Consider the following 26080-nt stretch of genomic DNA (forward strand, 5'->3'; position numbering starts at 1 on the left):
CTGCCCGGCCGCCCTCACATCGTCGCGCCGATCTGCCAGGGCACGAATTCGGCGTCGCCATAGCCGAGCTGCTCGGATTTGGTCTTCTCGCCCGAGGCGACCTTGAGCAGCTTCTCGAAGATCTCGCGGCCCTTCTGCTCCAGCGAGACGCCGTCGAGCACATCGCCGCAATTGATGTCCATGTCGTCGATCATCTTCTCGTAGATCGGCGTATTGGTCGCGAGTTTCATCGAGGGCGTCGGCTTGCAGCCATAGGCGGAGCCGCGGCCGGTGGTGAAGGCGAGGATATTGGCACCACCGGCCACCTGCCCCGTCGCCGCGACCGGATCGTAGCCGGGCGTGTCCATGTAGACGAAGCCCTTCTCCGTCACCGGCTCGGCATAGTGATAGACCGCCGAGAGCGTCTTCGTGCCGCCCTTCGCGGCAGCGCCGAGCGACTTCTCCAGGATGGTGGTGAGCCCGCCCGCCTTGTTTCCCGGCGAGGGGTTGTTGTTCATGCTCATCCGGGCGCGCTCGGTGTAATCCTCCCACCACTTGATGATACCGACGAGCTTTTCGCCGACCTCGCGCGTCGCGGCGCGGCGCGTCAGCAGATGCTCGGCGCCGTAGATCTCGGGCGTCTCGGAGAGGATCGCCGTGCCGCCATGCTCGACGAGGATGTCGACGGCGGCCCCCAGCGCCGGGTTGGCGGTGATGCCCGAATAGCCATCCGAGCCGCCGCATTGCAGCGCAAGCATCAGCTCGGAAGCCGGCACTGTCTCGCGCGCCGCCTTGTTGGCGATCGGAAGCATGGTCTTCAGCGCGTCGATGCCGGCGGCGACGGCCTTCTTCGTCCCGCCCGTCTCCTGGATCGTCAGCGTGCGGAAGACGTCGCTCTCGGTGACGCCATAGGCCTCCTTCATGCGGCTGATCTGGAAGCCCTCGCAGCCGAGGCCCACGACCAGCACCGCCGCCATGTTGGGGTTGCAGGCATAGCCCCAGGTGGTGCGCTTCAGCACCTCGAAACTCTCGCCATTGTAGTCGATGCCGCAGCCGGTGCCGTGGGTGAGCGCGATCACCCCGTCGACATTGGGATAATCGTCGAGCAAACCGGAACGCTTCACCTCCTCGGCCATGAAGCGCGCGGCGGAGGCCGAGCAGTTCACCGAAGTGAGGATGCCGACATAGTTGCGCGTGCCGGCCTTGCCATTGGCCCGGCGGAAGCCCTCGAACGTCGCTTGCTGCTCGACCGGCAGCACGAATTCGGGCTTGGCCTCGGCGCTGAAGGCGTAGTCGCGATCGAAGGCATGGAAGCCCGTATTGTGCTCGTGCACCCATTCGCCCGGCACAATGTCGTTCGTCGCGAAGCCGATGATCTGCCCGAACTTGCGGATCGGCTGGTCCTTGGCGATCGGGGTGATCGCCATCTTGTGCCCGCGCGGGATCCGCTTCAGCGCCTCGACGCCCGCCGCCGTCACGCCGGCATCGACCGGGTCGACCGCAACGACGACGTTGTCGGCGGCGTTGAGCTTGAGCGTGCGGGGCGGCACTGATTTGTCGAGCATGGCGAGAACCGAAACCTCCGGCACCGCGACGGCGGCGCATTCCCCCCTAGAGATGCGCCCAACGGGCCGCGTTTTCAATCGGTTCAAAAAGAAGGTCGGCATGCACTCCTGCGCAATCGGCCGCCACCGCGAGACCGACGATGTGCCGGGATGGCCTTGCCGATTGAAATCTGTTCCGTGACAAGGGGATCCGCCTCGCCCCCGATGTCGCGGCGAAGGGATCAAAGCGCCGGCTCAGGGGCAACGCCCGCTCCCAGGCCGGCGGATGGGCGGAAGCGAAGACCGCGACGGAGGGTCCGACGATGTCGATTGCCGTAAAGCTGCGCAGCGTTTCCGGCATTTACGGCGTCGCGCGCCTTGGAGCCGCATCGCCTCTTCCGAACTGGTTCGACGGCCCTGGCTTTTCCGCTGCGATACGGGCCGGCGACGAACTCACTCTTGTCTGCCCGCAGGAGCGGATTCCCGAAACAGTCGAAGCCGAGTTGAATTGGCGCTGCTTCCGCAGCATCGGCCCCATCCCCTTCAACGCGACCGGAATCGTGCGCTCGCTAATTGCGCCCCTCTCCGCGAATGGCGTCGGCGTCTTCGTGATTTGCACCTTCGACGGCGAGCATATCCTCGTTCCCGGCGGCGATTGGGATAAATCCAAAAACTTGCTCGAGCGCGCTGGCCATATTTTCGAAGCTTGATGCCGGGCCTGGCGGCGAACGCCCGATATTCACACCGTAACGCCGAGCCCGTCGGCCCCAACAGAAAAGCCCGGTCTCGCGACCGGGCTCCATACGCAACCGAAACTCGCTCAAGGTCAGGCCACCTTTCGGCGGCCTGCCGGCATCACGCCTTCGGAGCGGTCGGGACAGCCTTCGCGACGATGCCTTCGAACGGCTTGTAAGCGTCCTTGGCGAGAGCGGTGTAGAGCTCGCCCATCTTGGTGAGCTGGGCGACCGCGCCCTCGAACGAAGTCTTGAAGTAGTCGGCCTGGATCTCCAGGGCCTTGTCGAAAGTCTTCACGCCGGCGAGCTTCTCGAGCGTGGCGGTGCCGGCCTCGAAGGACTTCTTGGCGTAGTCGGTCGCCTCGACGGCGATCGTCTGCACGCTCTTGGAGGTGACGCCGAAAGCCTTCAGGGCGGCGTCGACGTTCTCTTTGGAAGCCTTCTGGATGGTCTCGAACTGCTGGATCATGGGTCGTCTCTCCCTGGCACCTTGGGTGCCGCCTCAGAGTGAATGGGCCAAAGCGGCCCTACGCGTCGCCCCAAGGTCGTATGAAGAGATCACCACCGGGACTGGCGCCATATTGTGCATTGCAACATGAATGTCAACAGGACGCTGCATTGCGCCAAACGCAGATCGTTCCGGTCGCAACCGTTCAAGTTTTAACGGCTCCGTAACCGCATCCTCCTAACCTCCCCCTACTGTGTCCTGCGTGCCACGAAAATGAGCGCGGGACGGGAACGACAGTGAGTTCGAGGCGAGTTCATGGTTCTGGGTTGCGTTGTGTTTCAGCGGCCGCGTCTGCGGGCCGTTGTCGGGCTGATCGGCATCGCCGCAGTCGCGGCCACGATGGCCTCCTCCCCGGCCGAGGCGCGCAAGCGCCGGCATCATGCGGCAGGCGGCGGCTACACGCCGCCCTACGCGGCGATGGTGGTCGATGCCAGGACCGGCCGCACGTTGCACGCGGTCAACGAGGATGCCGCGCGCATCCCGGCCTCGCTCACCAAGGTCATGACGCTCTACATGCTGTTCGAGCAGATGGAGCGCGGCCGCTTCTCGATGGATTCCGAGCTGAAGGTCTCGTCCTACGCCGCCTCGCAGCCGCCGACCAAGCTCGGCCTGCGCCCCGGCTCGACCATTGCGGTCGAGGACGTGATCAAGAGCATGATCACGCTCTCGGCCAACGACTCCTCTGTCGTCGTCGCCGAGAACATCGCCGGCTCCGAAGAGGCTTTCGCCGAGCAGATGACGCGCAAGGCGCGGTCGCTCGGCATGAGCTCGACGCGCTTCTACAACCCGCACGGCCTGCCGCATTCGCCGCCGAACCTGACCACCGCGCGCGATCTCACCATTCTCGCCCGCGCCATCCAGGAGCGCTTCCCGAAATACTACCCGCTCTTCTCGACGCGGGCGTTCCAGTATGGCAGCCGCACCATCCGCGGCCATAACCGCCTGCTCGGCAAGGTCGAGGGCGTCGACGGCATCAAGACCGGCTACACCCGCGCCTCCGGCTTCAACCTGATGACTTCGGCCAAGTCTGAAGGCCGGCACGTCGTCTCGGTCGTGCTCGGCGGCCGTTCCGGTGCTTCGCGCGACAAGATCATGACCGACCTCGTGCTGGCCAATCTGCCGCGCGCCGCGACCAGTGGCCGTTCCTCGGTGATGGTCGCCGAGGCACCTGAGCCGGAGGAGCGCCCGCGCGCTGCCGCCAGCCAGCAGGCCGCTGCCGAGCCGGCGCCTATCCCGGTTCCGCGCCCGCGCCAGCAGCCCCAGGCTGAAGAGCAACAGCCGCTCCCAGCCGCCGCCCGCGCCTATGCCCCGATGCCGACCACCACGCCGATCGCGCCGCCGCGCCCGGTCGCCGTCGCCGGTGGCCAGCCGCTGCAGATCTCCGGCATGCGCCCGGTCTCCGCGACCACGACGCCATCAGCGATGCGCTGGTCGATCGGCGCCCAGCCGGCCGACGCCAAGGTTCTGCGCCCGCCGGCGAATGTCGACGTCACCTCCTCCATCGCCAGGGCGCCCGAGCCCGTCGCCGAGCCGGTGAAGGTCGCCGAGGCAAAGGCCGAAGCGCCGGCCGCCAGCGTGGCCCGCAAGGCAGAAGCCGCGCCGGCGAAGGTGCAGGCCCCCGAGCCCGCTCCCGCCATGTCTCATCAGGCTGCGGTCGTGGCCTCCGGAAAATGGGTGATCCAGCTCGGTGCGACCGATGACGAGGGTAAGGCCAAGGAGATCCTGGCCCGTGCTCGCGCCAAGGCTTCCGGCTCGCTGGCCAGCGCCTCGCCCTTCACCGAGAAGGTCGAGAAGGGCGGCTCCACCCTTTTCCGCGCCCGCTTCGCCGGCTTTGAAGATCCGAAGGACGCGCAGAACGCCTGCGCGCAGCTGAAGCGCGGCGGCTTCTCCTGCTTCGCCACCCGCAGCTGAGCATCGGACCGACAAGTGGAATCCGGCTTTCGGGAGAATCCGATGCGCAATCGCAAAGACAGATCGCCGAACCTGCGTCCGTCAGGACGCAGGGCGGGCTGACCGGCCAGGGAAAGGAGTTCACGCCATGTCGCAGACGCACTCCCCGCACCCTTCGCTATCGCTGCTTCACAAGGACGTCCTTGGCCTGGTTGACGCGAGCGGCAAGGCCGCTGGTGCCCCCGGCATCCGGGTGGATGCGCTTCATCAAAGCCCGGTGGGCTTCGCGGACCGCCTCCTCGCTCGCCCCCGGCTGAAGCCCCAGGATCTCGTAGGCCTCCTGCTGCGTCATCGCGCCCGTGCCCGGCGCGCCGCCCTGCCCCGCGTCGCGATCACGCTGAGCGTCTTCACGCCAGCCGGGCGACCGGCGGTCGAGATATGCCTCTAGCAGGCGCGTGCCATCGGGATCGCGCGCCAGGCATTCGCGCATCAGCGCGCTGAGCTCGCTCATTCCCAGGCTGTCGAGCGGCCGGCCCGCAAAGGCGCCCGCCTTGACGCTGCCGGTCATCGCGCCGCTATCGTGGTCGAGCTCCATCTCCAGCAGCGCCGAGCCGACCTTCGAGCTGGCGCCCGGGCTCGGCCCGGACCGGTCGGCCCAGGGAAAACGGATACCGCCCGGCCCTGTCGCGCTCCAGCCGAGCAGCCAGGCGCCGATGCCGCCGAGAAAGACCGCCATATCCAGGCGTCCGCGCACCATCAAGAGCCCGGCCACGCCGAGCGAGGCGACGCCGCCGACAGTTTTCATCAGCCGCGCAAGCATTTTGGGATTGGTCCCGGCGAACAGCTTCGCCAGCCACCAGACCAGGATCAGGACGGCAACGCCGTAGAGCAGGCTCACTTGCGCCCTCCGTCCATGGCCGCGAGCAGGCCCTTGACCGCCGGGCTCGATCCGGCGAGCCGCAGCATTGCCTCGCGCCCGCCAGCGGCGTAAGCCGCCGCGCCGCGCAGCAGTTCCAATAGCGAAGCCGGCGCCGTCACGTCGAAGCGCGCATGCGCGCCGCCGGTCAGCCGCGCGATCGTCGCGAAGGCCGCGCTCGCGGCGGGATCGCCCCCCTCCTGGAAAACGAAGCCGCGGATGCCGCGCAGGCCGAGCTCGCCCGCCAGCGCCCCCAGCGCATCGACATCCTCTTCCATTGCGTCGCCGACAAAGACGAAAGCGCGCAACGGCACCTTTGCCGCCTCGTCGCGGACATGGCGCAGAACGCGGGCAATCTGCGTCTGCCCGCCCTCGCAGGCGATCCTGCGCATCAATCCGGTCAGCCGTTCGGGCTCGCCGACCCATCCCGAGGCGCGGCATTCGCCGATACCCCGGAAATAGACGAGCTGGACCGCGAGCCCCCCGCTCTGCCCGGCGACCTCGAACATCCGCGCCTGCAGCGAACAGGCGAGATCCCAGCTCGGCTGGCGGCTCATCGTGGCATCGAGCGCGAAGACCAGCCGTCCGGCCTGCCCCGTTGCCAGCGGCGCCAGCCGCTTCGCCGCTCCGAGGAAGCGGTCGATTTCGCCTGGCTGCGAATGCCCTGTCGGCGTGGTCGCGGCGGCCTTGCCGACAGCGCGATCGTTCTTGTCGCTCATCAACCCATCGATCCGACGGAATCGTTCTCGTTGGTTCTGATATTGGCCATCGACACCGGATTTGCTACCCGTCCCGGACGGAGATCGGCCTGTTCCTCTCAGGCTTCATCCTGAGGAGCGGACGAAGTCCGCGTCTCGAAAGGTGCTTCAGACGGTTCCGGAACCTCCTGGGGCATCCTCGAGAGGCCGCTACGCGGCTCCTCAGGATGAGGGCTGCGAAGATCGACGCAGACGAGAAAGAGAAGTCCATGGCTGGGATCACGGTTTTCGAGACGGTCGCGGCGATGCGCGAAGCCGTCGCCGGCTGGCACGCGGCCGGCGAAAAGGTCGCGCTGGTGCCGACCATGGGCGCGCTGCATGCGGGCCACATCGCGCTGGTCACCGAAGGCCAACGCCACGCGAAGCGGGTGATCGTCTCGATCTTCGTCAACCCGACCCAGTTCGCTCCGCACGAGGATTTCAAGAAGTACCCGCGCACCTTCGACGACGACTGCGCCAAGCTCCTCGCTGCCGGCGCCGATGCCGTCTTCTTCCCTTCGGTCGAAGAGATGTATCCGGCGGGCTTCGCCACGCGGGTGCTGTTGCTGGGCCCAGCCGCCGTCGGCCTCGAAGACCGCTTCCGCCCGACGCATTTCGAGGGCGTCGCGACAATCTGCTGCAAGCTCTTCACGCAGTCCCGCGCCGATTGCGCGATCTTCGGCGAGAAGGACTATCAGCAGCTCAAGGTCGTCACGCGGATGGCTGGTGATCTCGATCTCGGCATCACCGTCGTTCCTCTCGCGACATTCCGCGAGGCGGACGGCCTCGCCATGTCCTCGCGCAACCGCTACCTCTCGCCCGAGCATCGGGCGTTGGCGCCGGTCCTCCACCGCGTGATGCAGGTCCTTGCCGCGCGCATCCGCAACGAGGATCCGCTGTTCCGGGCGGTCGCCGACGCGCAGAACGAGATCATCACCGCCGGCTTCGAACTCGACTATCTCGAAGCCCGCCACGCCGAGACGCTGGCCCCGATTACCGGGCTGGCGGATGGGCCGATCCGCTTGCTGCTCGCCGCCCGCATCGGCGGCACACGCCTGATCGACAACATTCCGGTCTGAACGCCGCCGCCGCTGTGATTGCGGCGCCAAACGGAAACGCTACGCTGGCCGTATCCGGGCAGCCGTCTGGTTAGCGGTCGGCATGCTGAAAGCGCCAGAGCCAGAGGAGAGCGGTGGATGATCCATGCATCGGGTAGCGCAGCGCGCGGCCGAAACGCGTTCCTGCGCCGGGGCGCCGCCATACTTCTCGCCTGCGCGCTGCTCGCCGACACGGCTGTCCAGGCCTGCACGCGCTTCGTCTATTTCGGAGCGAATGGCAGCGTCGTCACAGCGCGCTCGATGGACTGGAAGAGCGACATCGCCACCAATCTCTGGATCCTGCCGCGCGGCGTCGAGCGCACCGGCGAGACCGGCGCCAACACAGTGCGCTGGACGGCGAAATATGGCAGCGTGATCGCCTCCGCCTACGACATCTCCAGCAGCGACGGCGTCAACGAGGCCGGGCTCTCGGCCAATCTGCTCTGGCTGGTCGAATCCGAATATCCGAAGTTCGAGGCCGCCTCGAAGCCGGGGCTGAGCATCTCACTCTGGGCGCAATACGTGCTCGACAACTTCGCCACGGTGAGCGAGGCGGTCACCGCGCTGCGCGAGGAACCTTTCACCCTCGTCACCGACATGATGCCGGGCGAGAATCGTCTCGCCACCGTGCATCTCTCGCTCTCCGACTCCAGCGGTGACAGCGCCATCATCGAGTATGTCGGCGGCAGGCAGGTCATCCATCATGACCGCGCCTATCAGGTCATGACCAACTCGCCGATCTTCGAGAAGCAGCTCGCGCTCGCCGAATACTGGAAGCAGATCGGCGGCACCGTGATGCTGCCCGGCACCAACCGCGCCTCCGATCGTTTCGTCCGCGCCGCGTTCTACGCGAACGCGATCCCGAAGGACCCCGATCCGAACCGCGCCGTTGCCAGCGTCTTCAGCGTGCTCCGCAACGTCTCGGTGCCCTATGGGCTGACGACGCCCGACCAGCCGAACATCTCCTCGACGCGCTGGCGCACGGTCTTCGACCATGCCCGCAAACTGTATTTCTTCGAGTCGGCGCTGACGCCGAACACCTTCTGGGTGGACCTCGAGAAGATCGACTTCTCGACTGCGGGCGGCACCCGCAAGCTCGATCTCGGCAAGGACCAGGACCACACCTATGCGGGCGACGCGACCGGGAGCTTCGTCCCGGCCAAGCCCTTCGCCTTCCTCGGCCTGAAAGGCTGAGCCGGTCGCCTACAGCAACCCGAGCCCCGCGAGTTCCCGCCGCAATTCCTCCGGCATCTCGCCGAGATCGCCGCCATGCTCGGAGAGATCGCGCGGCGCGTCCTTGGGCTGGAGATAGCGCCAGCCCTGGAACGGGCGGAACGGGCGTGGCTCGACCGGAACCACCACGGGCTCCATGACGAGATGGCAGCGCCCGATACCCTCGGCGTCGGTGAAGGGCCGGATATCGGTCAGGCGCTGGCGCGCCGAGATCTGCCCCTTGATCACCCAGTAGAGCGAGCCGCCATCGAGGATTTCCTCGACCTTCTTCGGCACCATGCGTGTGGTGTGCAATTGTTCGGCCGGCTCGCCACGGGCACGCCGCTGCGCCTGGCGTTCGGCGATCCACTCTTCGAGGTCGCCGATCGATTCCGCGCCGACGCAGAGCTTGAGCAGGTGAAGGGACATGGCCGGTAAAATAGGCCTCGAAGCGCCCGCCGGCCAGCCTCCCCGGCCCTTCTCCACAGATCGCCTCAGCCGCGATGCGCCAGCACATTGACCAGCCGTCCGAACGGGTCACGCAAGAAGAAGCGGCGCACGCCCCACGGCTCGTCGACAGGACCGTATTCGATCGGCAGCCCGGCCGCCTCCACCTTGCGCAGAACCTCGTCGAGGTCATCGACCTCGATCGACAGGTCCGGGACCGGCGCGCCCGAGCCGCCCTCGCTGGCGAAGCTGAGCTGCGGCCCGGCGGGGTCGCCGCCTGCCGCATAGGTCTGTATCCAGCCGTGGTCCATGACGGGGTGCATGTCAAAAATGCTGCCGTAGAAGGGTTTTGCCAGCGCCGGCTCGGCGGTTAGCATGTTCGCCACGATACGCTTCACCGTCATGCTCTTTCCCTCGACAGGCTACGGACGATCATCATGCGCGGACTTGCAGGCAAGGCCATCCTCATCACCGGTTCCTCCACCGGCATCGGCTATGCGATGGCCGAGCGCCTCATTGCCGAGGGGGCAAAGGTACTGATTCATGGCCGAGACCGGGCCGAAGTCGACGCGGCGGTCGCCCGGCTCGGCGCCGCCGCCAGCGGCATCACCGGCGACCTCGCCGAGCCTGCCACGGCACAGGCCATCGTCGATGCCACGGTCGGCGCCTTCGGCCGCATCGACGGGCTCGTCAACAATGCCGGCATCTATCCGCGCGGCATCCTCGGCGAGACCACCGCCGCCTTCTTCGACCATATGTTCGCGATCAACACGCGGGCGCCGCTGCTCTGCGCCGAGGCCGCGATCCACGCCTTCCGGGCCCAGAAGTCGCCGGGCGCCATCGTCACCGTCGGCTCGATCAACGCCTATTGCGGGCTGTCGAATCTGACCGTCTATTCGATGTCGAAGGGCGCGCTGATGACGATGACGCGCAATCTCGCCAACACGCTCGGCCCGGAGCGCATCCGCGCCAACCAGCTCAATGTCGGCTGGACCTGGACCGCCAACGAGGACGCGACGCAGCAGCGCGAGGGACGAAAGCCCGGCTGGCAGAACCATCTGCCGCTGCGCGACGCGCCGACCGGCCGCATCATGCAGCCGGAGGAAATCGCCTCCCATACCGCCTTCTGGCTGTCGGACGACAGCGCGCCGGTATCCGGCCAGATCTACGAAGCCGAGCAGTTCCCGATCATCGGCCGCGGATGAACGCGATTTCTCCAAGCTCGTTCGAGCCCTGGCTCACACGCTGGGAGCTTGTCCCGGATGGCGCGCCAATCGCGACGCGCGGCAGCCTGCTCCTGCCCGTCCTGCAAGACAGCGCGCCGGCCATGCTGAAGCTGCCGGCCTGCGAGGACGAGCGCCGCGGTTACCTGCCGCTGGAATTTTGGAGCGGTGACGGCGCTGCCCGTCTCCTCGCGCGCAGCGAGAATGGCGGGGCGATGCTGATCGAGCGCGCCACGGGCCGGCGCTCGCTCGCCGCCATGGCCCGCAGCGGCGCGAAGGGCGATGACGAGGCCACCGCCATCCTCTGCGACGCCATCGCCGCCTTGCAAAAACCGCGCGGCGCGGCCCCCGCGGGGCTGATCCCGCTCGACATCTGGTTCAAGGACCTCTTTCCGGCGGCGGCGCGGCATGGCGGCCTGCTTGCTCGGGCCGCTGCGGAGGCAAGCGCGCTCCTGCCTGCCCAGCGGGAAATCCTGCCGCTCCATGCCGATCTGCATCACGACAACGTCCTCGATTTCGAAGGCCGCGGCTGGCTCGCTATCGACCCGAAATCGGTGATCGGCGACCGCGCTTTCGAATACACCATCCTGTTCTGCGACCCCGACCTCGCCGATCCCGAGCCGCCGGTCGCCGTCGCGCCCGGCATCTTCGAGCGGCGGCTGGAGATCGTGCTGGCGAAATCCGGGCTGGTGCGAAAGCGGCTGCTACGCTGGATCGTCGCCTGGTGCGGGCTGTCGGCCAGTTGGTTCATGGCGGATGGCGACCCGCTGGCGGAGGTCAATCTCGCCGTTGCGAAACGAGCGATCGCGGCGTTGGACGGCTGAGGGCCGTCATGCTCGCCCTTGAGGCGAGCATCCACGTCTTCACCGCACGGCATCGACCAAGACGTCGATGGTCGGGACAAGCCCGACCATGACGGGAACCGCCTGAATCAGAATCGAAGCAATCGCCCGCAAGCGATTCCGCCGATTCAGCTATTCACCGATCACAACCACCTTGGCACCTTCTGCCACCTGCGCACCGGGCTCGCCTGCGACTTCGCTGACGGTGCCGTCGCGCGGCGCGGTCAGCACATGCTCCATCTTCATCGCCTCGACGATGGCGAGCCGCTGGCCCTTGGTCACCGCCTCGCCGGGCGCCACGAAGAGAGCCACCAGCTTGCCATGCATCGGCGCCTTGACCACGCCGCCCGAACCGGCGGCCGCCTCGAGATCGACCTTGAAGGGATCGAACAGGGACACCGCCGTCTGGCGGCCGCGATGCAGCGCAAACCACGTACCGCCCTCGCCTTCGGCCAGCGCGATCTCGTGCTCGCCTTCGCCGATCTCGTGGCCCGGCAGGCTGACGCGAGCGTCCTCGCCATGCCATTCGATCTGCGCTTCGATGCGCTCGCCATCGACGAGCAAGGGCAGCCCCAGCGGCTGGCGCGGCATCAGCGAGAAGGCGTCCGGGTCAAGCCAGGGCGAGCGTGACTCGCCCTCCGCCCGTCCGGCCGCCTCGATCATGCCGGCCTCCTGCCGCTCCTCCTCGAGTTGCAGGGCAGCCGCCGCCACCGCCGCCGCGTCGAGCGGCTGCGGTTCGGCGCCGAGCGCGCTGATGTTGCGGTCGATGAAGCCGGTATCGAACGGCCCGGCCCGGAAGCCGTCGGCCTCGGTCAGTTTCTTCAGGAATGCGAGATTGGTGCGCGGACCGGCAACGATCGTCTCGCCCAGCGCCGCACCGAGCCGGTCGAGCGCCTCGTCGCGGGTCGCGCCATGGGCGATCACCTTGGCGATCATCGGGTCGTAGAACGGCGTCACCGTATCGCCGGCCTCGACGCCGGTGTCGATGCGGATGCCCTCGCCATCGGGGAATTGCAGCGCCCAGAGCTTGCCGGTCGAGGGCAGGAAGCGCTTCTCCGGGTCCTCCGCATAGAGCCGCGCCTCAACGGCATGGCCGGTCGCCTTCACATCGGCCTGCGTGAAGCCGAGCGGCTCGCCCGCCGCGACCTTGAGCTGCAACTCGACCAGATCGAGCCCGGTGATCGCCTCCGTGACGGGATGCTCGACCTGAAGCCGCGTGTTCATTTCCATGAAATAGAAGCGGTCGGCCCGGAGCCCGTCGCGGCCATCGGCAATGAACTCGACGGTTCCGGCTCCGACGTAGCCGACCGCCCTCGCCGCCTCCGTCGCCGCCTTGCCCATCGCGGCACGTACCTCGTCCGTCATGCCGGGCGCCGGCGCTTCCTCGATCACCTTCTGGTGGCGACGCTGCAGCGAGCAGTCGCGCTCATAGAGGTGGACGACATTGCCGTGGCTGTCGCCGAAGACCTGGATTTCGACATGGCGCGGCGAGAGCACATATTTCTCGACCAGCACGCGCGCATCGCCGAAGGCATTCTTGCCCTCGCGCTGGGCGCTTGTCAGCGCGTCCGCAAAGTCCTGCGCCCGCTCGACTTTCTTCATGCCCTTGCCGCCGCCGCCGGCGACCGCCTTGATCAGCACGGGATAGCCGATGCGCTCGGCCTCCTTCGCCAGAAACCCGGCATCCTGCTCGGCGCCGTGATAGCCCGGCACGACCGGCACCTCGGCCTTCTCGACCAGCGCCTTGGCGGCGTCCTTCAATCCCATCGCCCGGATTGCGGAGGCGGGCGGGCCGACGAAGACGATACCGGCCTTGGCACAGGCATCCGCGAAATCGGCATTCTCCGAAAGGAAGCCATAGCCGGGATGAATGCAGGCAGCGCCGGCCTCCTTCGCCACCGCGAGAATCTTGGCCGCGTCGAGATAGCTCTCGCGGGCCGGGGCCGGGCCGATATGGTAGGCCTCATCAGCCATCTGCACGAACAGCGCCTCGGCATCGGCATCCGAGTAGACTGCGATGGTGCGCAGGCCCAGCCGCTGCGCGGTGCGGATCACCCGGCAGGCGATCTCGCCGCGATTGGCGATCAGGATGGAGGGCAGCTTGGCGGCGATCGTCATGGAAGCGTCCTCGGCAGCATCCTTGGCTTTTCGCCTTTATAGCCCGCCCGCCGCTTCTGTCTGCGCCTTGTTGTGCAAACCGGGCTGGGCCGCTTCCGACCCCGCGCGCCGCCGCAGCGAGCGCCAGATCGCCCATGTCGCCTGGAAGCAGATCCCTGCGACGACGAGATCGAACAGATATTCCGGCCAGCGCACCGGCGCGACGCGCGCCGCAAGCCCCACCAGCGCGAAGCCGGTCGTCGAGATCGCATCGTTGCGGCTCGACAGCCAGGTCGCCTTGATCACCGGATTGTCCTCGCGGCGGAACCGCCAGAGCACGGCAATGACGATGAGCGCGATGACGATGGCGCTCGCCGCCGCGAAGCCGAGCGTCCAGACCTCGATCGGTCGCGGGCGGACAATCTTGTCCCAGAGATCGTAGAGGGTGTGCAACCCGGCGACAGCCATGACGGCGCCGATCGCGATGGCCGCCAGTCGCTCGGCCCGTGCGTCCCGGCCGAAGACCAGAGCGGCGATGCCGTAAAGCGCGACATCGTAGACCCAGTCGACGCCGTCCTTGAACAGTTGGGCATTGCCGATGGCGAGCGCCCAGACGACAGTCGCCACCGCCTGAACCAGGATGCCGAGCGCGATGCCCCAGATGGTCAGCGTATAGGCGCGAGCCACGGTGGGACCGGTCACCGAGTCCATAATCGCATCAGGAGCATTCTCGATCGCCGCCATGCGGCCTCCCGTCACTCTCGGGCGCAGCGCCTGGGTCCGACCTTTGGTCAGCCCAAGGATAAACTCCGCGGAGCCCCGAGAATCTCATCATCCATCTGGACGAGATGCCCGGGTCAAGCCCGGGCATGACGGAGCTGCCCGATCACCCACGCCCGACGAGCGGCGCCTTGGTCGCCATCACCGTGACGAAGAGGATGTTCGCGTCGAGAGGCAGTCCGGCCATATGCAGCACCGTGGTGGCGACGTGGTCGACATCCATCACCGGCTCGACCTTAACCGAGCCGTCGGCCTGCGGCACGCCGGTCGTCATCTTCTTGGCCATGTCGGTCAGCGCATTGCCGATATCGACCTGGCCGACCGCGATGTCGTATTTGCGCCCATCGAGCGAGGCCGTCTTGGTCAGGCCCGAGATCGCATGCTTCGTCGCCGTATAGGCGGCCGAGTTCGGCCGCGGCACCTGGGCCGAGATCGAGCCGTTATTGATGATGCGCCCGCCGCGCGGCTCCTGGCTCTTCATCGCATTGAAGGCGGCCTGGGTGCATAGGAAGGGGCCGGTCAGGTTGGTATCCACCACCTTCTGCCAGTCCTCCAGCGAGAGGTCCTCCAGCAGGACCCCGCCCGGCGCATTGACGCCGGCATTGTTGAAGAGAACGTCGACCCGGCCGAAGGCCTCCTTCGTCTTCTTGAACAAGCTCTCGACCGAGGCCTTGTCGGTCACATCGGTCGAGACCGCCAGTGCGCGGCCCTTGTCGACGCCGGAGAGCGCGATCGTCTCCTCCAGCGCATCGACCCGGCGCCCGGCCAGCACGGTGCGGTAGCCGTCCTTCAGGAAGGCGATGGCGACCGACCGCCCCACGCCCGAGCCAGCTCCGGTGATCATCGCGACCTTGTTATGCCCAGACATGCGCTTCCTCGTGTTTCCTGCGGCCTAAATCGTTTGATATGGCGCACGACCATAGCGACGGCGACGGCTCGGGGGAACTGCGCAGCCATTCGCGTTGCATGCGCTTGCCGCCCGCCGGCTCTGCCTTATCGTTGTAGTCGGGAGGACGACGCGATGACCAGCCTGAACCGCCGCCATCTGCTGGCTGCTGGCGCCGCCGCGCTCGCCGGGCCGGCGCTCGCCCAGCAGCCGGGTCATGAGCACCACGGCCCGCAATACGAGCGGCTCACCCAGCCCGGGCGGATCGAGAAGCCCGCGCTTGCCGCCGCGCAGAACGTCTTCGACTCGCCGGCACCGAAAGCCGCCTCGCCCGGCCGCTGGAGCCCGAAGTCGCCGCTGCCGCTGCCGCGCTCCGAGATGGCCTGGGCAACGGCCTTCGAGGACAAGATGCATATCGTCGGCGGCTACGCCGAGCAGCGGGTCGACCGGCGCTATCACCATGTCTATGAGGCGATGTCCGATCGCTGGAGCGACGCCGCGCCACTCCCGCTCGGCGCCAACCATGTCGGCGTCGCCTTCCTCGACGGCAAGCTCTACGCCATCTGCGGCTTCCTCGAGCAGAACCGCAAGCCGCATCCGCGCTGCTTCGTCTATGATCCGAAGACCGATCGCTGGGCCGAGATCGCCTCGTTACCGGCCGCGGTCGGCTCGGCCGCCGTCGTCGGGCTGAACGGCCGCCTCCACGTCATCGGCGGCGCCATCGGCGACGCCTTCGACACCAAGAAATCGATCGACTGGCACCTGACCTACGAACCGAAAACCGACCGGTGGGATAGGCGCACGCCCATGCCCACGGCGCGCGACCACACCGGCACGCTCGCTATCGGCAACCTGATCCACGTGATCGGCGGGCGCGTCGATTCCTTCCACACCAACTCGAACCTGCACCACGCCTATGATCCGACGACGGACAAATGGGCGATGCGCTCGCCCCTGCCGACCGCCCGCTCCGGCCACGGCGCCGTGCTCTATCGCGGCAAGGTCTTCGTGATGGGCGGCGAAGGCACCAACCGCGTCTTCGGCCAAATGGAAGCGTATGATCCTGCGGCGGACAGCTGGGAGCAGTACGCGCCGATGCTGACGCCCCGCCATGGCCTCGGCGCGGCGGTGGTGGGCGATGCGATCCACGTTGCCGGCGGCGGCCCGATCATGGGCGGCGGCGTACAGAGCGCCGTGCACGAAGCCTTCGCGCTGGGCTGAAGCCCCGCAAGCGAGGCGAACCCGGCCCGAACGGCACCGTGGGTCGTTGGCGAAGCAGAATTCGGCGGCGGTTCCTCTCTCGGATTGCAGTCATGTTAAATTAATCTTGGACCGGCCGCGGATTTGGAGGAGCAACCGGACGACCACGTATCCAACAGCACGGAAGACGATGGGAGGACCAACCATGGGCACAAGATGCGTTACGCTTGCCGCGGCCGTCGGGCTGCTGGCACTGGCCGGCGGTGTGGCTAAAGCCCAGACAGCAGAGATGAGTTTTTTCGTCACCAGTGCGGGGTCCGGCAAGGGGGCCGACCTCGGCGGCCTCGCAGGTGCGGACGCGACTTGCCAGCGCCTCGCCCAGGCGGTTGGCGCCGGCGGCAAGACTTGGCGAGCTTATTTGTCGACGCAGGCGAGTGCTGGTGCGGCTGCCGTCAATGCGCGTGATCGCATCGGCGCCGGTCCCTGGCGCAATGCCAAGGGAGCGGTCATCGCCACCAGCGTTGCTGATCTGCATGGTGCTGCAGCGAATCTCACCAAGCAGACCGCGCTGACTGAGAAAGGCGAAATCGTAAACGGCATCGGCGACAGGCCCAATGAGCACGATATGCTGACGGGCTCGCAGGCCGACGGCACGGCATTCGGTCCGGGCGAGGACCGCACCTGCGGCAACTACACCAGGAGCGGCACGGAAGGAGCGGTGATGATGGGTCACCATGACCGCACCGGGCTCGATCAATCGCCGCCTGCGAAATCCTGGAACATGGCGCATCTCTCGCGCGGCGGCTGCAGCCAGGATGCCCTGAAAAGCACGGGCGGCGCCGGCCGCTTTTACTGCTTCGCGACGAACTGACGCGATCACGCAGCGACCGACGAGGGTCACCACCGACGATCGGTGCCGTCGCGCGGACGGCACCGCGGAATTCGGCGCCTTCCGGGCCGCGCATCGCCCGGTCGCCTCACAGCGCGCTCGCTATTCCTCGTAGCGGCCCGTAGCATCCCGATCGCGCTCATATCGTCGCTTGAATGGAAACGGCGGCAGCCAGGATTCGCGGCGGACGGTCCAGAGCTCGTAGGTCGGCACCAGTTGGTCGGGGGCATCGAGGGATCCCAGGTTCACCTCGACTTCATCGCCGCTGCGGGCGAAAACCGGCGAGCCGCAGCGGGGACAGAAGAACCGCCCGGCATAATCGCGGGTCTCGCCGGCAATCGTCACCGCCTCCTGAGGGAACACCGCGGAAGCGTGAAACAGCGCTCCGTGATGTTTGCGGCAATCGAGGCAGTGACAAATGCCGACCCGATAGGGGCGCCCCGAGGCCACGATGCGAACGTCTCCGCAGCGGCAACTAGCGGTGAATCGGTCCATGCCGCGCCTCCACGAAATCAGATGATCCAGATGCCGATGATCAGCATCGTCGAGCGTTGGTGCAGCTCGCGCCAGCCCTTAGCGCCGGAAGCGACAGCTATCGACAGGCGTGTCAAACGATGCCCTCATGCTGTCGATATTCCAAGGAGGCCACCCGCCTTGCTCCGCACCCTGCTGATCCTGCTCGTCATACTGACGGCTCCGCTCGCGCGCGCCCAGGAGCCCGTCCTCGAACTCGCGGGTATCGGAGCGGCTGCGATCCGGCTCTCGCCGGGATCCCTCGCCAGCCTGCCGGCCGTGGAACGCGACGTGACGTTCGAAACCTCGAAGGGGCCGGCGACGCATCGCTACAACGGCGTGCTGTTCTGGGATGTGCTGCAGGCGAACAAGGCACTCGACGGCCTCAAGCCCGCCGACCAGTTGAGGAAGACGTTCCTCGTGAGTGCCAAGGACGGCTATCAGATCGCCTTCTCGATCGGCGAGATCCATCCCGATTTCGGCGGCCTGCCCTTAATCCTTGTCACTGCCGTGGACGGCAGGCCGCTCGACGGCGGTTGGCGCCTCGTCGCCCCCGGTGACAAGCGCGGCGCGCGCGCCGTCTACGAGGTCACGAAGATCGAATTGCGCTGAGGCGGGCTGCGCCCCTCACATCCGGAAAACGCCGAACTTCGTCTCGGGCACTTCGGCATTGAGCGTGGCGGAGAAAGCCAGCGCCAGCACCCGGCGCGTCTCCGAGGGCAGGATGATGCCGTCGTCCCAGAGCCGGGCCGTCGCGAAATAGGGCGAGCCCTCCTCCTCGTATCTGCTACGGATCGGCGCCTTGAAGGCTTCCTCGTCCGCCGCCGGCCAGCTCTTGCCCTCGGCCTCGATATTGTCGCGGCGCACCGTCGCGAGCACGCTCGCCGCCTGCTCGCCGCCCATCACCGATATCCGCGAATTCGGCCAGGTGAACAGGAAACGTGGCGAATAGGCCCTCCCGCACATGCCGTAATTGCCGGCACCGAAGGAACCGCCGACCAGCACGGTGATCTTCGGCACCCGCGCCGAAGCCACCGCCGTGACGAGCTTGGCGCCGTCCTTGGCGATGCCGCGGGTCTCGACGTCGCGGCCGACCATGAAGCCGGTGATGTTCTGCAGGAAGAGAAGCGGGATGCGCCGCTGGCAGCAGAGCTCGATGAAATGCGCGCCCTTCAGCGCACTCTCCGAGAACAGGATGCCGTTATTGGCGATGATCCCGACCGGGATGCCGTGGATGCGGGCGAAGCCCGTTACCAGCGTCGTGCCATAGAGCTTCTTGAACTCGTCAAACTCCGAGCCGTCGACGAGTCGCGCGATCACCTCGCGGATATCGTACTGCTTCTTGAGGTCGGTCGGGACGACGGCTTCGAGCTCGGCGGGGTCGTAGAGCGGCTCGACCGGCTCGGCGATGTCGATGTCCGGCCGCTTCACGCTGTTGAGATTGCCGGCGATGCGCCGGGCGATGGCAAGCGCATGGGTATCGTCGCCGGCATAATGGTCGGCGACACCCGACAGCCGCGCATGGACATCGGCGCCGCCCAGATCCTCGGCCGAGACGACCTCGCCGGTCGCGGCCTTCACCAGCGGCGGGCCGCCGAGGAAGATCGTACCCTGCTTCCTGACGATGACCGTCTCGTCCGACATTGCCGGCACATAGGCGCCGCCGGCAGTGCAGGAGCCCATCACCACCGCGACCTGCGGGATGCCCTCGGCCGAGAGCGTCGCCTGGTTGTAGAAGATGCGGCCGAAATGCTCGCGGTCGGGAAAGACCTCGGTCTGGTGCGGCAGGTTCGCGCCGCCGGAATCGACGAGGTAGATGCAGGGCAAGCGATTCTCGCGCGCGATCTCCTGCGCCCGCAGATGCTTCTTCACCGTCATCGGGTAGTAGGTGCCGCCTTTGATCGTAGCATCGTTGCAGACGATCATGCATTCCCGCCCCGCGACGCGCCCGATACCGGCGATCATGCCGGCGGCATGGACATCGCCCTCATACATGCCCAAGGCAGCGAGCGAGCCGATCTCGAGGAAGGCAGAGCCGGGGTCGGTCAGGCGCAGCACGCGTTCCCGAGGAAGCAGTTTTCCGCGGGAGGTATGGCGCTCGCGGGACTTGGCATTGCCGCCGAGCGCAGCCGTCGCGCGCCGCTCCTGCAGCTCGTCGCGCAGGCCGGCCCAGGCTTCGGCATTGGCGCGCGTCTCAGCCGAATTCAGATCGACCTTGCTCTCGATGACAGGCACGGGCGCGCTCCCTCACGACAATCCTTGGCCCGAGGTTATGGCGCGCCCTATCGAAAACGCCAACCGGCACGGACACCCGGACGCGGCCGGGCAAATCCGCGCCGGGCGCTTGCGTTCACTCGCTCATCTTGTTGATCGATCCGGTTACGGAAGGCGCCGCGACGGCGCCGATCGCACCTCCGGCGACCGCGCCGATCGGTCCGCCGACGATCGCCCCGGCTCCCGCTCCAGCGGCAGCGCCGGCAATGCGCTGGTCCGTCGTGTTGCAGGCTGCCAGCAACACGGCGAAGCTACCGGCGAAAAGGAAAACACGCATCGTCGTCCCCATGCTTTTGGCCCAGTCCCCATACCGAGGATGGGTTTGGCATGGCTAACGACAGGTAAATCAGACCAAGACCGTCGGCCCGAACACCCGCTCGAAGGCTTCGCGCAGCATCGAATCGGCCTCCGGCATCGTCACCGGCAGGCCGAGATCGACGAGGGAGGTCACGCCATGCTGGCTGACGCCGCAGGGCACGATTCCGTCGAAATGGGAAAGGTCAGGCTCGACATTGAGCGAGATGCCGTGGAACGAGACCCAGCGTCGCACGCGGATGCCGATGGCGGCGATCTTGTCCTCGATATCAGCGCCCTTCTCCGGCCGGCGCACCCAGACGCCGACGCGATCCTCGCGCCGCTCGCCGCGGATGTTGAAATCGCCGAGCGCGCCGATCAGCCAGCCTTCGAGCGCCGCGACGAAGCGGCGCAGATCCGGCTGGCGCCGCTTCAGGTCGAGCATGACATAGGCCACCCGCTGGCCGGGGCCGTGATAGGTGAACTGCCCGCCCCGCCCCGACCGAAACACCGGGAAACGCTCCGGCGCGATCAGATCCTCGTCGCGTGCCGAGGTGCCGGCCGTGTAGAGCGGCGGATGTTCGACCAGCCAGACGCGCTCGCGGGCCTTGCCGTCGGCGATCAGGCCGGCACGCAGTTCCATCTCGGCGACGGCCTCGTCATAGCCGGTCAGTCCCTCGGCCACGACCCATTCGACCGGCTCGGAGCCTGCTTCCGGCAGGAAGGAGACGGCCAGTTCCTCACGCATCTTCACCATGGCTTAACCATGTTCCGTTCAATCTTTCCAGGCTGGCGACATCCGGCGCGACCTCGGCAAGCCTGATGCGCCGAAAACCGGCAGGCAGGCAAGTTTTGCTGGTCCAATTCTGAAGTAAGGTTCCGGAGGCAGGACTTGAAGGCCGATCTCGATCTCGTTCCCGTCGAGCTCACTGTCGTGCTGGGGCAGACCCAGATGCCGATCTACAAGCTGCTGCGACTCGGCCGCGGCGCCATCATCGAGCTCAACGCCAGCGAGACCGACGAAGTCCAGATTCTCGCGAACAACCACCCCTTCGCCAAGGGAATCGTCGTCGTCAGCGGCGCGAGGATCTCCGTCGAGATCACCCAGATGCTGAAGCGCCCGACGATCTACACCCTGCAGAGCGTCGCCGAAGCCGCCTGAAGCGGCCCATTCTGGGGAAAATTCGATATCGCTCGTTTTTCCACAGTGACGCTCTTGTGGCAGCGGATTCGATTTGCTAGATCGGCGCCGCTCCCTGGTTGCACCGCCCGCAACCGGAACCGAGCTGCGGTCGTGGCGGAATTGGTAGACGCACTACCTTGAGGTGGTAGCGGGGAGACCCGTGGAGGTTCGAGTCCTCTCGACCGCACCAAATTCGGACAGTGTCCAGCGAAAGGCGACCTTCGGGTCGCCTTTCGTGTTTCCGGGCCATCGCAAGGCGTTACGGCAAGAACCTTCCTTTCCGCGGCAACAGCGAATCGACGGCGCTGGACGGCCGTATCACGGAGCTGCCGCCGATTGGGCTGACAGGCGGCAGAACTTTGGTAACGTAAACCGGCCGTCAAGCATTCTCCGCAATTCTCCCCGACATGAACTCCCATCGCATGCAGTTCTCTAGCATCCTGCCCTTTCTGGCTGCCGCCGCTGTCGCGGCCCTTGGTGGCTGCGTGGCGCTCGACAACTATCCGTCGAAGGGCGATGCGCGCCCTCATCCCGGTGTTGCCGCGGCACATAGCTATCCGATCCACGGCATCGACATCTCGCGCTGGCAGGGCGATATCGATTGGGCCTCGGTCAAGGCGGCCGGCACCCGTTTCGTCTACATGAAGGCGACAGAGGGCGGAGACCATGTCGATCCGGCCTTCCAGCGCAACTGGGAAGGTGCGCGCCGCGCCGGCATCCCGCGCGGCGCCTACCATTTCGTCTACTGGTGCCGTCCGGCGCATGAGCAGGCGGTCTGGTTCAAGCAGCAGATTCCCAACGATGCCGATGCGCTCCCGCCGGTGCTCGACGTCGAATGGAACGGGCACTCCCGCACCTGCCCACAGAAGATCGACCGCGAGCTGGCGCGTGAGAAGATCCAGCTGATGCTGAGGGAGCTGGAACAGCTCACGGGCAAGAAGCCTGTGATCTACACGGACATCACCTTCCACCGCGAGGTGCTGGAAGGCCAGTTCAACGAGTACCCCTACTGGATCCGCTCGACCGCGGCCCTCCCGGAAGCGCGCTACAACAACCGCACCTGGGGCTTCTGGCAGTTCACCACCACCGGCCGCGTGCCCGGCATCAAGGGCGACGTCGACCGCAACGCATTCTTCGGCACGGAGAGCCAGTTCGCCGGCTGGCTGCGCGGCGAATACGACATCGGCATGCGGCGTTGGGACAAGCGGGAGGCCGCTCCGCAACCCGCGGCGGCTCCAGCGCCTCAGCAAGCCCCCTCGCCGGCTCCCGTTCCCGGCCAGGCCCCGCTGCCGGCACCGGACGTGCCGAGCGACGTACCGGTCGCGCGCATCCCGGGCAGCGCTCCTCCAGTCGCCTCCGCCTTCCAGCCGAGCCGCATGGCTGCGAGGGCGGCTCAGGACTCCGACCTCGACGATTGAGGGCCCGCCAGCCCGGCGGTTAACCAAGGCTGAAACTCTTCGCTAGATTGCGCGGCAATTCTAACCGCTGCTTAACCACGCTCCCGCCATCTGGACCTGTGATGCGGGAGAGACACATGCCAGCGGGCAAGCTGACCAGCGGACGGACCGGGCTTGGAGCCCTTGCCCTAGCGGCGCTTCTGACCTGTTTTGTCGAGCCGGCACTGGCTCTCTATCCGAAGAAGGGCGACAGCGCCCCGCATCACGGCGTCCGCGATGCGCGGCGCAAGGTCATCCAGGGCATCGACGTCTCGCGCTGGCAGGGCGAGATCGACTGGGGCAGGGTCAAGGACGCCGGCACCCGCTTCGCCTTCATCAAGGCGACCGAGGGCGGCGACTATCTCGACCCCAACTTCAAGCGCAACTGGGCCGAGGCGAAAAAGCACGGCATTCCACGCAGCGCCTATCACTTCGTCTGGTGGTGCCGTTCCGCGAAGGACCAGGTGCGCTGGATCAAGAAGCATATCCCGCGCGACCCGGATGCCTTGCCGCCCGTCCTCGATGTCGAATGGCAGAACGACTCGCAATGCACCCGCAAGATCTCGCGCGAACTGGCGCTCGCCAAGATCGAGGAGATGCTGAAGGGGTTGCGCGAGCACACCGGCAAGAAGCCGATCATCTATACCGACATCAATTTCCACGAGGATGTGCTGGAGGGCGAACTCAAGGATCACCCCTTCTGGCTGCGCTCGACCGCCGCGCCGCTGGCCAAGCGCTATGCCCGGGACCGTTGGGAATTCTGGCAATTCACCACCACCGGGCGCGTGCCCGGCATCTCCGGAGACGTCGATCGCAACGCCTTCTTCGGCAGCGAGCGCGAGTTCGAGGCCTGGCGCAAGGGCCACTTCGACATCGGTTCGCGTAAGTGGCACGGTGGCGAGCCGAAGGTTGCCGAGCAGAGGGCACTGCCGACACCGGCCGGCGCCCGCGCGCCGAAAGCTGCGGGCGGAACGCAGCTTCAATTCGTTCCGCCGGGACGTATCCCGCCCGCGCGCACGGCCGCCAATCGCAACTAGCCGGGGACAGCGACCGTCACGTCGCTGTCACATCCGCAGCGCCCTTAGGCGCGCCGCCGGCCAGACTGCGGCGGTAGCGGAAACAGACCATGCCCGGCGACGTGCAATCCCAATCCGGCATCATCTGGGCCTATCGCTTCGATGAGGATGGGTTGCCGAGCCGGGTTCCGCGCGACATCCTGCCGGACCTAAATCCCGCCGAGGGCTTCGTCTGGCTCCATCTCGACCTAGTCCACACGCGGGCCCAGAGCTGGATCGCCGAGCAGGCCCTGCCGGACGCAACCCAGGAAGCGTTCCTCTCGCATGAGCAGCACCAGCGGCTCGACCATTCGGCCAGCCTCGCCTGGGGCGTCTCGCACGATCTGATCCGCGACATCGCCCACAAATCCGAGGATGTCGGCGCGCTGCGCTGGATCGTCGGCGACCGGTTCCTGCTGACCGGACGCCGCGAGGCGCTGCACTCGATCCGCATGACGGCGGAGGCGCTCGATCGCGGCGAGCCGGCCGCGAGCCCGGCCGGGCTGTTCGAGCAGATCATCGAATACATCATCGACGACGTCACCGACGCGGTCATCCGCCTCGTCGACGAGACCGACAGCGTCGAGGATCACATCCTGCTCGATAGGCTGCATGATGGCCCGCAGCGTGTCGGTGCAGTGCGCCGCACGGCCGTCCGCCTGCACCGGCAGCTCAGCGGCCTGCATGTGCTGTTCCGCCGCTTCGCCGAGACGCCGTCCGGCCGCAGCGCCCCGGATGCCGTCAAGGCGGCAGCCCTGCGGTTGCTCCAGCGCATCGACGGCCTGCACCACGATGTCCAGTCCGTACAGGACCGCGCCCGGCTGTTGCAGGATGAGATCGCCGCCCGCTCGGCCAGCCGCACCAACCGGCAGCTCTACGTACTCTCGCTGCTGACGGCGCTCTTCCTGCCTGCGACCTTCATCACCGGCCTGTTCGGCATCAATGTGAAGGGACTGCCCTGGGTCGAGTCGGATTTCGGCGCCGCCTTCGTGTCCCTGTCCTGCATCTGCGCCGCGCTGTTCACGCTGATCTTGCTGCGCCGCCGCGGCGTGATCGGCGACTGAGCCCGCCCCTACGCGGCGGAACGCGTGTTCACCTCGACCGTGACATGCGAGAGCGTCGGCAGATCGGCGAGCAACGCCTTGTAGGCCGCGGGCGGCTTGGGCTGGCCGGTCACGACCGAGACGATGGCGCTGCGATGGCCCGGCCCAACCTGCCAGAGATGCAGGTCGGCGACCTCTGCGCCCTCGGCCGCGATCCGCTCTCCGATGCGCCTTGCCAGCTCCTCATCCGGCACCGTGTCCAGCAGCACGCCTCCCGAGCTGCGCAGCAGCCCGATCGACCAATGGGCGATGACGCAGGCGCCGACGATGCCCATCACCGGATCGAGCCAGACCCAGCCGTAGAAGCGGCCGCCGAGCAGCGCCGTGATCGCCAGGATCGAGGTGAACGCATCCGCGAGCACATGCATGTAGGCGGCGCGCAGATTGGTATCCCCGCCATGACCGCCATGGGCGTGGTGATGGCCGTGTTGGTGGTCGTCATGCCCGCGGCCGTGATGCCCGCTGCCGCCATCGTTGTGGCCGTGGTGATGATCGTGCCCGTCGCTCAGCAGCCAGGCGCTTACGAGATTGACCAGAAGCCCGAGCACGGCAACCGCCGTCGCCTGGGTGAAGTCGATCGCGATCGGCGTGTAGAGCCGCAGAGCCGACTCCCAGGCGACAGCCAGTGCGATGAACATCAGCAGCAACGCGCTGGCGAAGGCAGCGAGATCGCCGAGCTTGCCCGTTCCAAAACTGAAGCGGCGGTCATGCGCGTGCTGGCGCGCGAAGCGATAGGCAAAGGCAGCGATGCCGAGCGCCGCCGCATGGGTCGACATATGCCAGCCATCGGCCACGAGAGCCATCGAGCCGAAGACCGTACCGGCCACGATCTCGGCGACCATCATGACGGCCGTCAGGCCGACGACGAGCCAGGTGCGCCGCTCGTGGCGGTCATGCGCGCTGCCGAGAAAGATATGCTCATGCTGGGCGGGAAAGCTGTTCGCGTCCGACATCGGTTTACTCCGCGGCGGTCAGAGATATTTGGTGAGGGCCTTGAGCTCCTCGATCGACTTGCGCGCATCAGGCGTCGAGACCTGTGCGTGGTCGAACAGATGATGCTCGATATGATCGAAAATGAGCAGCGACTTGACCTTCTCCAGCGCCTTCTCGACAGCCTGGAGCTGCTGCACCACCTCGGGCACTGCCCTGCCCCCCTCGACCATGCCGACGACGGTGCCGAGATGCCCCTGCGCGCGGCGCAGGCGGTTGATGATGTCGGGATCCATCGCGTGGCTCATGTA

General features: G+C 66.8%; 27 protein-coding genes, 1 tRNA gene and 1 pseudogene. 14 read left to right on the forward strand and 15 right to left on the reverse strand.

The annotated features are described in order from the left end of the window. Window positions 1-14: 14 nt before the first annotated feature. Window positions 15-1544 carry a UxaA family hydrolase gene (locus tag AC1DEZ_RS03675; protein ID WP_476778669.1) on the reverse strand — a complete coding sequence of 510 codons (1530 nt, stop codon included), beginning with the start codon at window positions 1542-1544 and terminating at the stop codon, window positions 15-17. 302 nt (window positions 1545-1846) lie between these two features. Between AC1DEZ_RS03675 and AC1DEZ_RS03680 the strand changes: the two genes are divergently transcribed. After that, a complete protein-coding gene (locus AC1DEZ_RS03680; RefSeq protein ID WP_476778670.1) occupies window positions 1847-2233 on the forward strand; it encodes an ACT domain-containing protein in 387 nt (128 codons plus the stop codon). Window positions 2234-2378: 145 nt separating this feature from the next. Here the strand turns inward: AC1DEZ_RS03680 and AC1DEZ_RS03685 are convergent, their stop codons facing one another. Next, window positions 2379-2726, reverse strand: coding sequence for a phasin family protein (locus tag AC1DEZ_RS03685; RefSeq protein WP_441512746.1), 348 nt, complete (start codon window positions 2724-2726; stop codon window positions 2379-2381). Window positions 2727-3020: 294 nt separating this feature from the next. Here AC1DEZ_RS03685 and AC1DEZ_RS03690 point away from each other — a divergent pair, with 294 nt between their 5' ends. Further along, entirely contained in the window at window positions 3021-4676 is a 1656-nt protein-coding gene (locus AC1DEZ_RS03690; protein ID WP_476778671.1) for an SPOR domain-containing protein, read from the forward strand. A gap of 157 nt (window positions 4677-4833) precedes the next feature. On the opposite strand, the gene AC1DEZ_RS03695 is transcribed toward AC1DEZ_RS03690, so the two are convergent. Together AC1DEZ_RS03695 and AC1DEZ_RS03700 are read right to left on the reverse strand one after the other, a co-directional pair. Then, window positions 4834-5553 carry a DnaJ domain-containing protein gene (locus AC1DEZ_RS03695; protein WP_476778672.1) on the reverse strand — a complete coding sequence of 240 codons (720 nt, stop codon included), beginning with the start codon at window positions 5551-5553 and terminating at the stop codon, window positions 4834-4836. Further along, window positions 5550-6290, reverse strand: a complete 741-nt coding sequence (locus AC1DEZ_RS03700; protein ID WP_441512749.1) for a VWA domain-containing protein — start codon at window positions 6288-6290, stop codon at window positions 5550-5552. The genes AC1DEZ_RS03695 and AC1DEZ_RS03700 overlap by 4 nt, the downstream gene beginning before the upstream one ends. Window positions 6291-6538: 248 nt before the next feature. Here AC1DEZ_RS03700 and panC point away from each other — a divergent pair, with 248 nt between their 5' ends. Further along, complete coding sequence (panC, locus tag AC1DEZ_RS03705; RefSeq protein ID WP_476778673.1) at window positions 6539-7387, forward strand: pantoate--beta-alanine ligase; 849 nt, start codon at window positions 6539-6541, stop codon at window positions 7385-7387. 117 nt (window positions 7388-7504) lie between these two features. Then, the gene (locus AC1DEZ_RS03710; RefSeq protein ID WP_476778674.1) at window positions 7505-8599 is read left to right on the forward strand and encodes a linear amide C-N hydrolase; all 1095 of its coding nucleotides are present in this window, start codon (window positions 7505-7507) and stop codon (window positions 8597-8599) included. A 9-nt stretch (window positions 8600-8608) separates the two neighbouring features. On the opposite strand, the gene AC1DEZ_RS03715 is transcribed toward AC1DEZ_RS03710, so the two are convergent. Together AC1DEZ_RS03715 and AC1DEZ_RS03720 are read right to left on the reverse strand one after the other, a co-directional pair. Beyond that, a complete protein-coding gene (locus AC1DEZ_RS03715) occupies window positions 8609-9046 on the reverse strand; it encodes a DUF1489 family protein (protein ID WP_441512752.1) in 438 nt (145 codons plus the stop codon). 65 nt (window positions 9047-9111) lie between these two features. Continuing rightward, window positions 9112-9468 (reverse strand): VOC family protein, encoded by a 357-nt coding sequence (locus tag AC1DEZ_RS03720; protein ID WP_476778675.1) that lies wholly within the window; start codon window positions 9466-9468, stop codon window positions 9112-9114. Between the two features lie 33 nt (window positions 9469-9501). Between AC1DEZ_RS03720 and AC1DEZ_RS03725 the strand changes: the two genes are divergently transcribed. Both AC1DEZ_RS03725 and AC1DEZ_RS03730 read left to right on the forward strand, forming a co-directional pair. Further along, a complete protein-coding gene (locus tag AC1DEZ_RS03725) occupies window positions 9502-10269 on the forward strand; it encodes an SDR family NAD(P)-dependent oxidoreductase (RefSeq protein ID WP_476778676.1) in 768 nt (255 codons plus the stop codon). Next, window positions 10266-11111: an aminoglycoside phosphotransferase family protein gene (locus AC1DEZ_RS03730; protein ID WP_476778677.1), complete on the forward strand. Its 846-nt coding sequence runs from the start codon at window positions 10266-10268 to the stop codon at window positions 11109-11111. The genes AC1DEZ_RS03725 and AC1DEZ_RS03730 overlap by 4 nt, the downstream gene beginning before the upstream one ends. A 150-nt stretch (window positions 11112-11261) precedes the next feature. On the opposite strand, the gene AC1DEZ_RS03735 is transcribed toward AC1DEZ_RS03730, so the two are convergent. The 3 genes from AC1DEZ_RS03735 to AC1DEZ_RS03745 all read right to left on the reverse strand — a co-directional run bounded on the left by AC1DEZ_RS03735 (window position 11262) and on the right by AC1DEZ_RS03745 (window position 14874). After that, window positions 11262-13247, reverse strand: coding sequence for an acetyl/propionyl/methylcrotonyl-CoA carboxylase subunit alpha (locus AC1DEZ_RS03735; protein WP_476778678.1), 1986 nt, complete (start codon window positions 13245-13247; stop codon window positions 11262-11264). Between the two features lie 36 nt (window positions 13248-13283). Next, complete coding sequence (locus AC1DEZ_RS03740) at window positions 13284-13970, reverse strand: cation efflux transmembrane domain-containing protein (RefSeq protein ID WP_476778679.1); 687 nt, start codon at window positions 13968-13970, stop codon at window positions 13284-13286. A 142-nt stretch (window positions 13971-14112) separates the two neighbouring features. Beyond that, window positions 14113-14874, reverse strand: a complete 762-nt coding sequence (locus AC1DEZ_RS03745) for an SDR family oxidoreductase (RefSeq protein WP_476778680.1) — start codon at window positions 14872-14874, stop codon at window positions 14113-14115. Window positions 14875-15027: 153 nt separating this feature from the next. Between AC1DEZ_RS03745 and AC1DEZ_RS03750 the strand changes: the two genes are divergently transcribed. Further along, window positions 15028-16113, forward strand: a complete 1086-nt coding sequence (locus tag AC1DEZ_RS03750; protein ID WP_476778681.1) for a Kelch repeat-containing protein — start codon at window positions 15028-15030, stop codon at window positions 16111-16113. A 169-nt stretch (window positions 16114-16282) separates the two neighbouring features. Continuing rightward, window positions 16283-16963 carry a hypothetical protein gene (locus AC1DEZ_RS03755; RefSeq protein ID WP_476778775.1) on the forward strand — a complete coding sequence of 227 codons (681 nt, stop codon included), beginning with the start codon at window positions 16283-16285 and terminating at the stop codon, window positions 16961-16963. A gap of 120 nt (window positions 16964-17083) precedes the next feature. On the opposite strand, the gene AC1DEZ_RS03760 is transcribed toward AC1DEZ_RS03755, so the two are convergent. Continuing rightward, on the reverse strand, window positions 17084-17476 hold the full coding sequence (locus AC1DEZ_RS03760) for a GFA family protein (RefSeq protein WP_441512761.1): 393 nt from the start codon (window positions 17474-17476) through the stop codon (window positions 17084-17086). Between the two features lie 159 nt (window positions 17477-17635). Between AC1DEZ_RS03760 and AC1DEZ_RS03765 the strand changes: the two genes are divergently transcribed. Further along, window positions 17636-18106: a hypothetical protein gene (locus tag AC1DEZ_RS03765; RefSeq protein ID WP_476778682.1), complete on the forward strand. Its 471-nt coding sequence runs from the start codon at window positions 17636-17638 to the stop codon at window positions 18104-18106. Between the two features lie 15 nt (window positions 18107-18121). Here the strand turns inward: AC1DEZ_RS03765 and AC1DEZ_RS03770 are convergent, their stop codons facing one another. The 3 genes from AC1DEZ_RS03770 to lipB form a co-directional block, all read right to left on the reverse strand. Then, complete coding sequence (locus tag AC1DEZ_RS03770; RefSeq protein ID WP_476778683.1) at window positions 18122-19729, reverse strand: carboxyl transferase domain-containing protein; 1608 nt, start codon at window positions 19727-19729, stop codon at window positions 18122-18124. A 115-nt stretch (window positions 19730-19844) separates the two neighbouring features. Beyond that, a complete protein-coding gene (locus AC1DEZ_RS03775) occupies window positions 19845-20045 on the reverse strand; it encodes a hypothetical protein (protein ID WP_441512764.1) in 201 nt (66 codons plus the stop codon). 69 nt (window positions 20046-20114) lie between these two features. Further along, on the reverse strand, window positions 20115-20819 hold the full coding sequence (gene lipB / locus AC1DEZ_RS03780; RefSeq protein ID WP_476778684.1) for a lipoyl(octanoyl) transferase LipB: 705 nt from the start codon (window positions 20817-20819) through the stop codon (window positions 20115-20117). Window positions 20820-20954: 135 nt separating this feature from the next. Between lipB and AC1DEZ_RS03785 the strand changes: the two genes are divergently transcribed. The 5 genes and pseudogenes from AC1DEZ_RS03785 to AC1DEZ_RS03805 all read left to right on the forward strand — a co-directional run bounded on the left by AC1DEZ_RS03785 (window position 20955) and on the right by AC1DEZ_RS03805 (window position 24800). Next, a complete protein-coding gene (locus AC1DEZ_RS03785) occupies window positions 20955-21224 on the forward strand; it encodes a FliM/FliN family flagellar motor switch protein (RefSeq protein WP_149128694.1) in 270 nt (89 codons plus the stop codon). A 126-nt stretch (window positions 21225-21350) separates the two neighbouring features. Further along, window positions 21351-21435 (forward strand) — tRNA-Leu (locus AC1DEZ_RS03790). Window positions 21436-21667: 232 nt separating this feature from the next. Next, a pseudogene (locus AC1DEZ_RS03795) lies at window positions 21668-22426 on the forward strand (glycoside hydrolase family 25 protein); the annotation flags it as partial. A gap of 353 nt (window positions 22427-22779) precedes the next feature. Further along, on the forward strand, window positions 22780-23718 hold the full coding sequence (locus AC1DEZ_RS03800; RefSeq protein ID WP_476778685.1) for a glycoside hydrolase family 25 protein: 939 nt from the start codon (window positions 22780-22782) through the stop codon (window positions 23716-23718). An 89-nt stretch (window positions 23719-23807) separates the two neighbouring features. Next, window positions 23808-24800, forward strand: a complete 993-nt coding sequence (locus AC1DEZ_RS03805; protein ID WP_476778686.1) for a CorA family divalent cation transporter — start codon at window positions 23808-23810, stop codon at window positions 24798-24800. Window positions 24801-24808: 8 nt separating this feature from the next. Here the strand turns inward: AC1DEZ_RS03805 and dmeF are convergent, their stop codons facing one another. Then, the gene (gene dmeF, locus AC1DEZ_RS03810; protein WP_476778687.1) at window positions 24809-25792 is read right to left on the reverse strand and encodes a CDF family Co(II)/Ni(II) efflux transporter DmeF; all 984 of its coding nucleotides are present in this window, start codon (window positions 25790-25792) and stop codon (window positions 24809-24811) included. Between the two features lie 18 nt (window positions 25793-25810). Further along, the gene (locus tag AC1DEZ_RS03815; protein WP_476778688.1) at window positions 25811-26077 is read right to left on the reverse strand and encodes a metal-sensing transcriptional repressor; all 267 of its coding nucleotides are present in this window, start codon (window positions 26075-26077) and stop codon (window positions 25811-25813) included. Window positions 26078-26080: the final 3 nt, after the last annotated feature.

It is taken from the genome of Allobosea sp. 10L422 (genome assembly GCF_056395345.1).

Coding starts and splice junctions, on each gene's coding strand:
- AC1DEZ_RS03675 (WP_476778669.1), bottom strand. CDS start 1,544: ATGCTCGACAAATCAGTGCCGCCCCGCACGCTCAAGCTCAACGCCGCC.
- AC1DEZ_RS03680 (WP_476778670.1), top strand. CDS start 1,847: ATGTCGATTGCCGTAAAGCTGCGCAGCGTTTCCGGCATTTACGGCGTC.
- AC1DEZ_RS03685 (WP_441512746.1), bottom strand. CDS start 2,726: ATGATCCAGCAGTTCGAGACCATCCAGAAGGCTTCCAAAGAGAACGTC.
- AC1DEZ_RS03690 (WP_476778671.1), top strand. CDS start 3,021: ATGGTTCTGGGTTGCGTTGTGTTTCAGCGGCCGCGTCTGCGGGCCGTT.
- AC1DEZ_RS03700 (WP_441512749.1), bottom strand. CDS start 6,290: ATGAGCGACAAGAACGATCGCGCTGTCGGCAAGGCCGCCGCGACCACG.
- panC (WP_476778673.1), top strand. CDS start 6,539: ATGGCTGGGATCACGGTTTTCGAGACGGTCGCGGCGATGCGCGAAGCC.
- AC1DEZ_RS03710 (WP_476778674.1), top strand. CDS start 7,505: ATGATCCATGCATCGGGTAGCGCAGCGCGCGGCCGAAACGCGTTCCTG.
- AC1DEZ_RS03715 (WP_441512752.1), bottom strand. CDS start 9,046: ATGTCCCTTCACCTGCTCAAGCTCTGCGTCGGCGCGGAATCGATCGGC.
- AC1DEZ_RS03720 (WP_476778675.1), bottom strand. CDS start 9,468: ATGACGGTGAAGCGTATCGTGGCGAACATGCTAACCGCCGAGCCGGCG.
- AC1DEZ_RS03725 (WP_476778676.1), top strand. CDS start 9,502: ATGCGCGGACTTGCAGGCAAGGCCATCCTCATCACCGGTTCCTCCACC.
- AC1DEZ_RS03730 (WP_476778677.1), top strand. CDS start 10,266: ATGAACGCGATTTCTCCAAGCTCGTTCGAGCCCTGGCTCACACGCTGG.
- AC1DEZ_RS03735 (WP_476778678.1), bottom strand. CDS start 13,247: ATGACGATCGCCGCCAAGCTGCCCTCCATCCTGATCGCCAATCGCGGC.
- AC1DEZ_RS03740 (WP_476778679.1), bottom strand. CDS start 13,970: ATGGCGGCGATCGAGAATGCTCCTGATGCGATTATGGACTCGGTGACC.
- AC1DEZ_RS03745 (WP_476778680.1), bottom strand. CDS start 14,874: ATGTCTGGGCATAACAAGGTCGCGATGATCACCGGAGCTGGCTCGGGC.
- AC1DEZ_RS03750 (WP_476778681.1), top strand. CDS start 15,028: ATGACCAGCCTGAACCGCCGCCATCTGCTGGCTGCTGGCGCCGCCGCG.
- AC1DEZ_RS03755 (WP_476778775.1), top strand. CDS start 16,283: ATGGGAGGACCAACCATGGGCACAAGATGCGTTACGCTTGCCGCGGCC.
- AC1DEZ_RS03760 (WP_441512761.1), bottom strand. CDS start 17,476: ATGGACCGATTCACCGCTAGTTGCCGCTGCGGAGACGTTCGCATCGTG.
- AC1DEZ_RS03775 (WP_441512764.1), bottom strand. CDS start 20,045: ATGCGTGTTTTCCTTTTCGCCGGTAGCTTCGCCGTGTTGCTGGCAGCC.
- lipB (WP_476778684.1), bottom strand. CDS start 20,819: ATGGTGAAGATGCGTGAGGAACTGGCCGTCTCCTTCCTGCCGGAAGCA.
- AC1DEZ_RS03800 (WP_476778685.1), top strand. CDS start 22,780: ATGCCAGCGGGCAAGCTGACCAGCGGACGGACCGGGCTTGGAGCCCTT.
- AC1DEZ_RS03805 (WP_476778686.1), top strand. CDS start 23,808: ATGCCCGGCGACGTGCAATCCCAATCCGGCATCATCTGGGCCTATCGC.
- dmeF (WP_476778687.1), bottom strand. CDS start 25,792: ATGTCGGACGCGAACAGCTTTCCCGCCCAGCATGAGCATATCTTTCTC.
- AC1DEZ_RS03815 (WP_476778688.1), bottom strand. CDS start 26,077: ATGAGCCACGCGATGGATCCCGACATCATCAACCGCCTGCGCCGCGCG.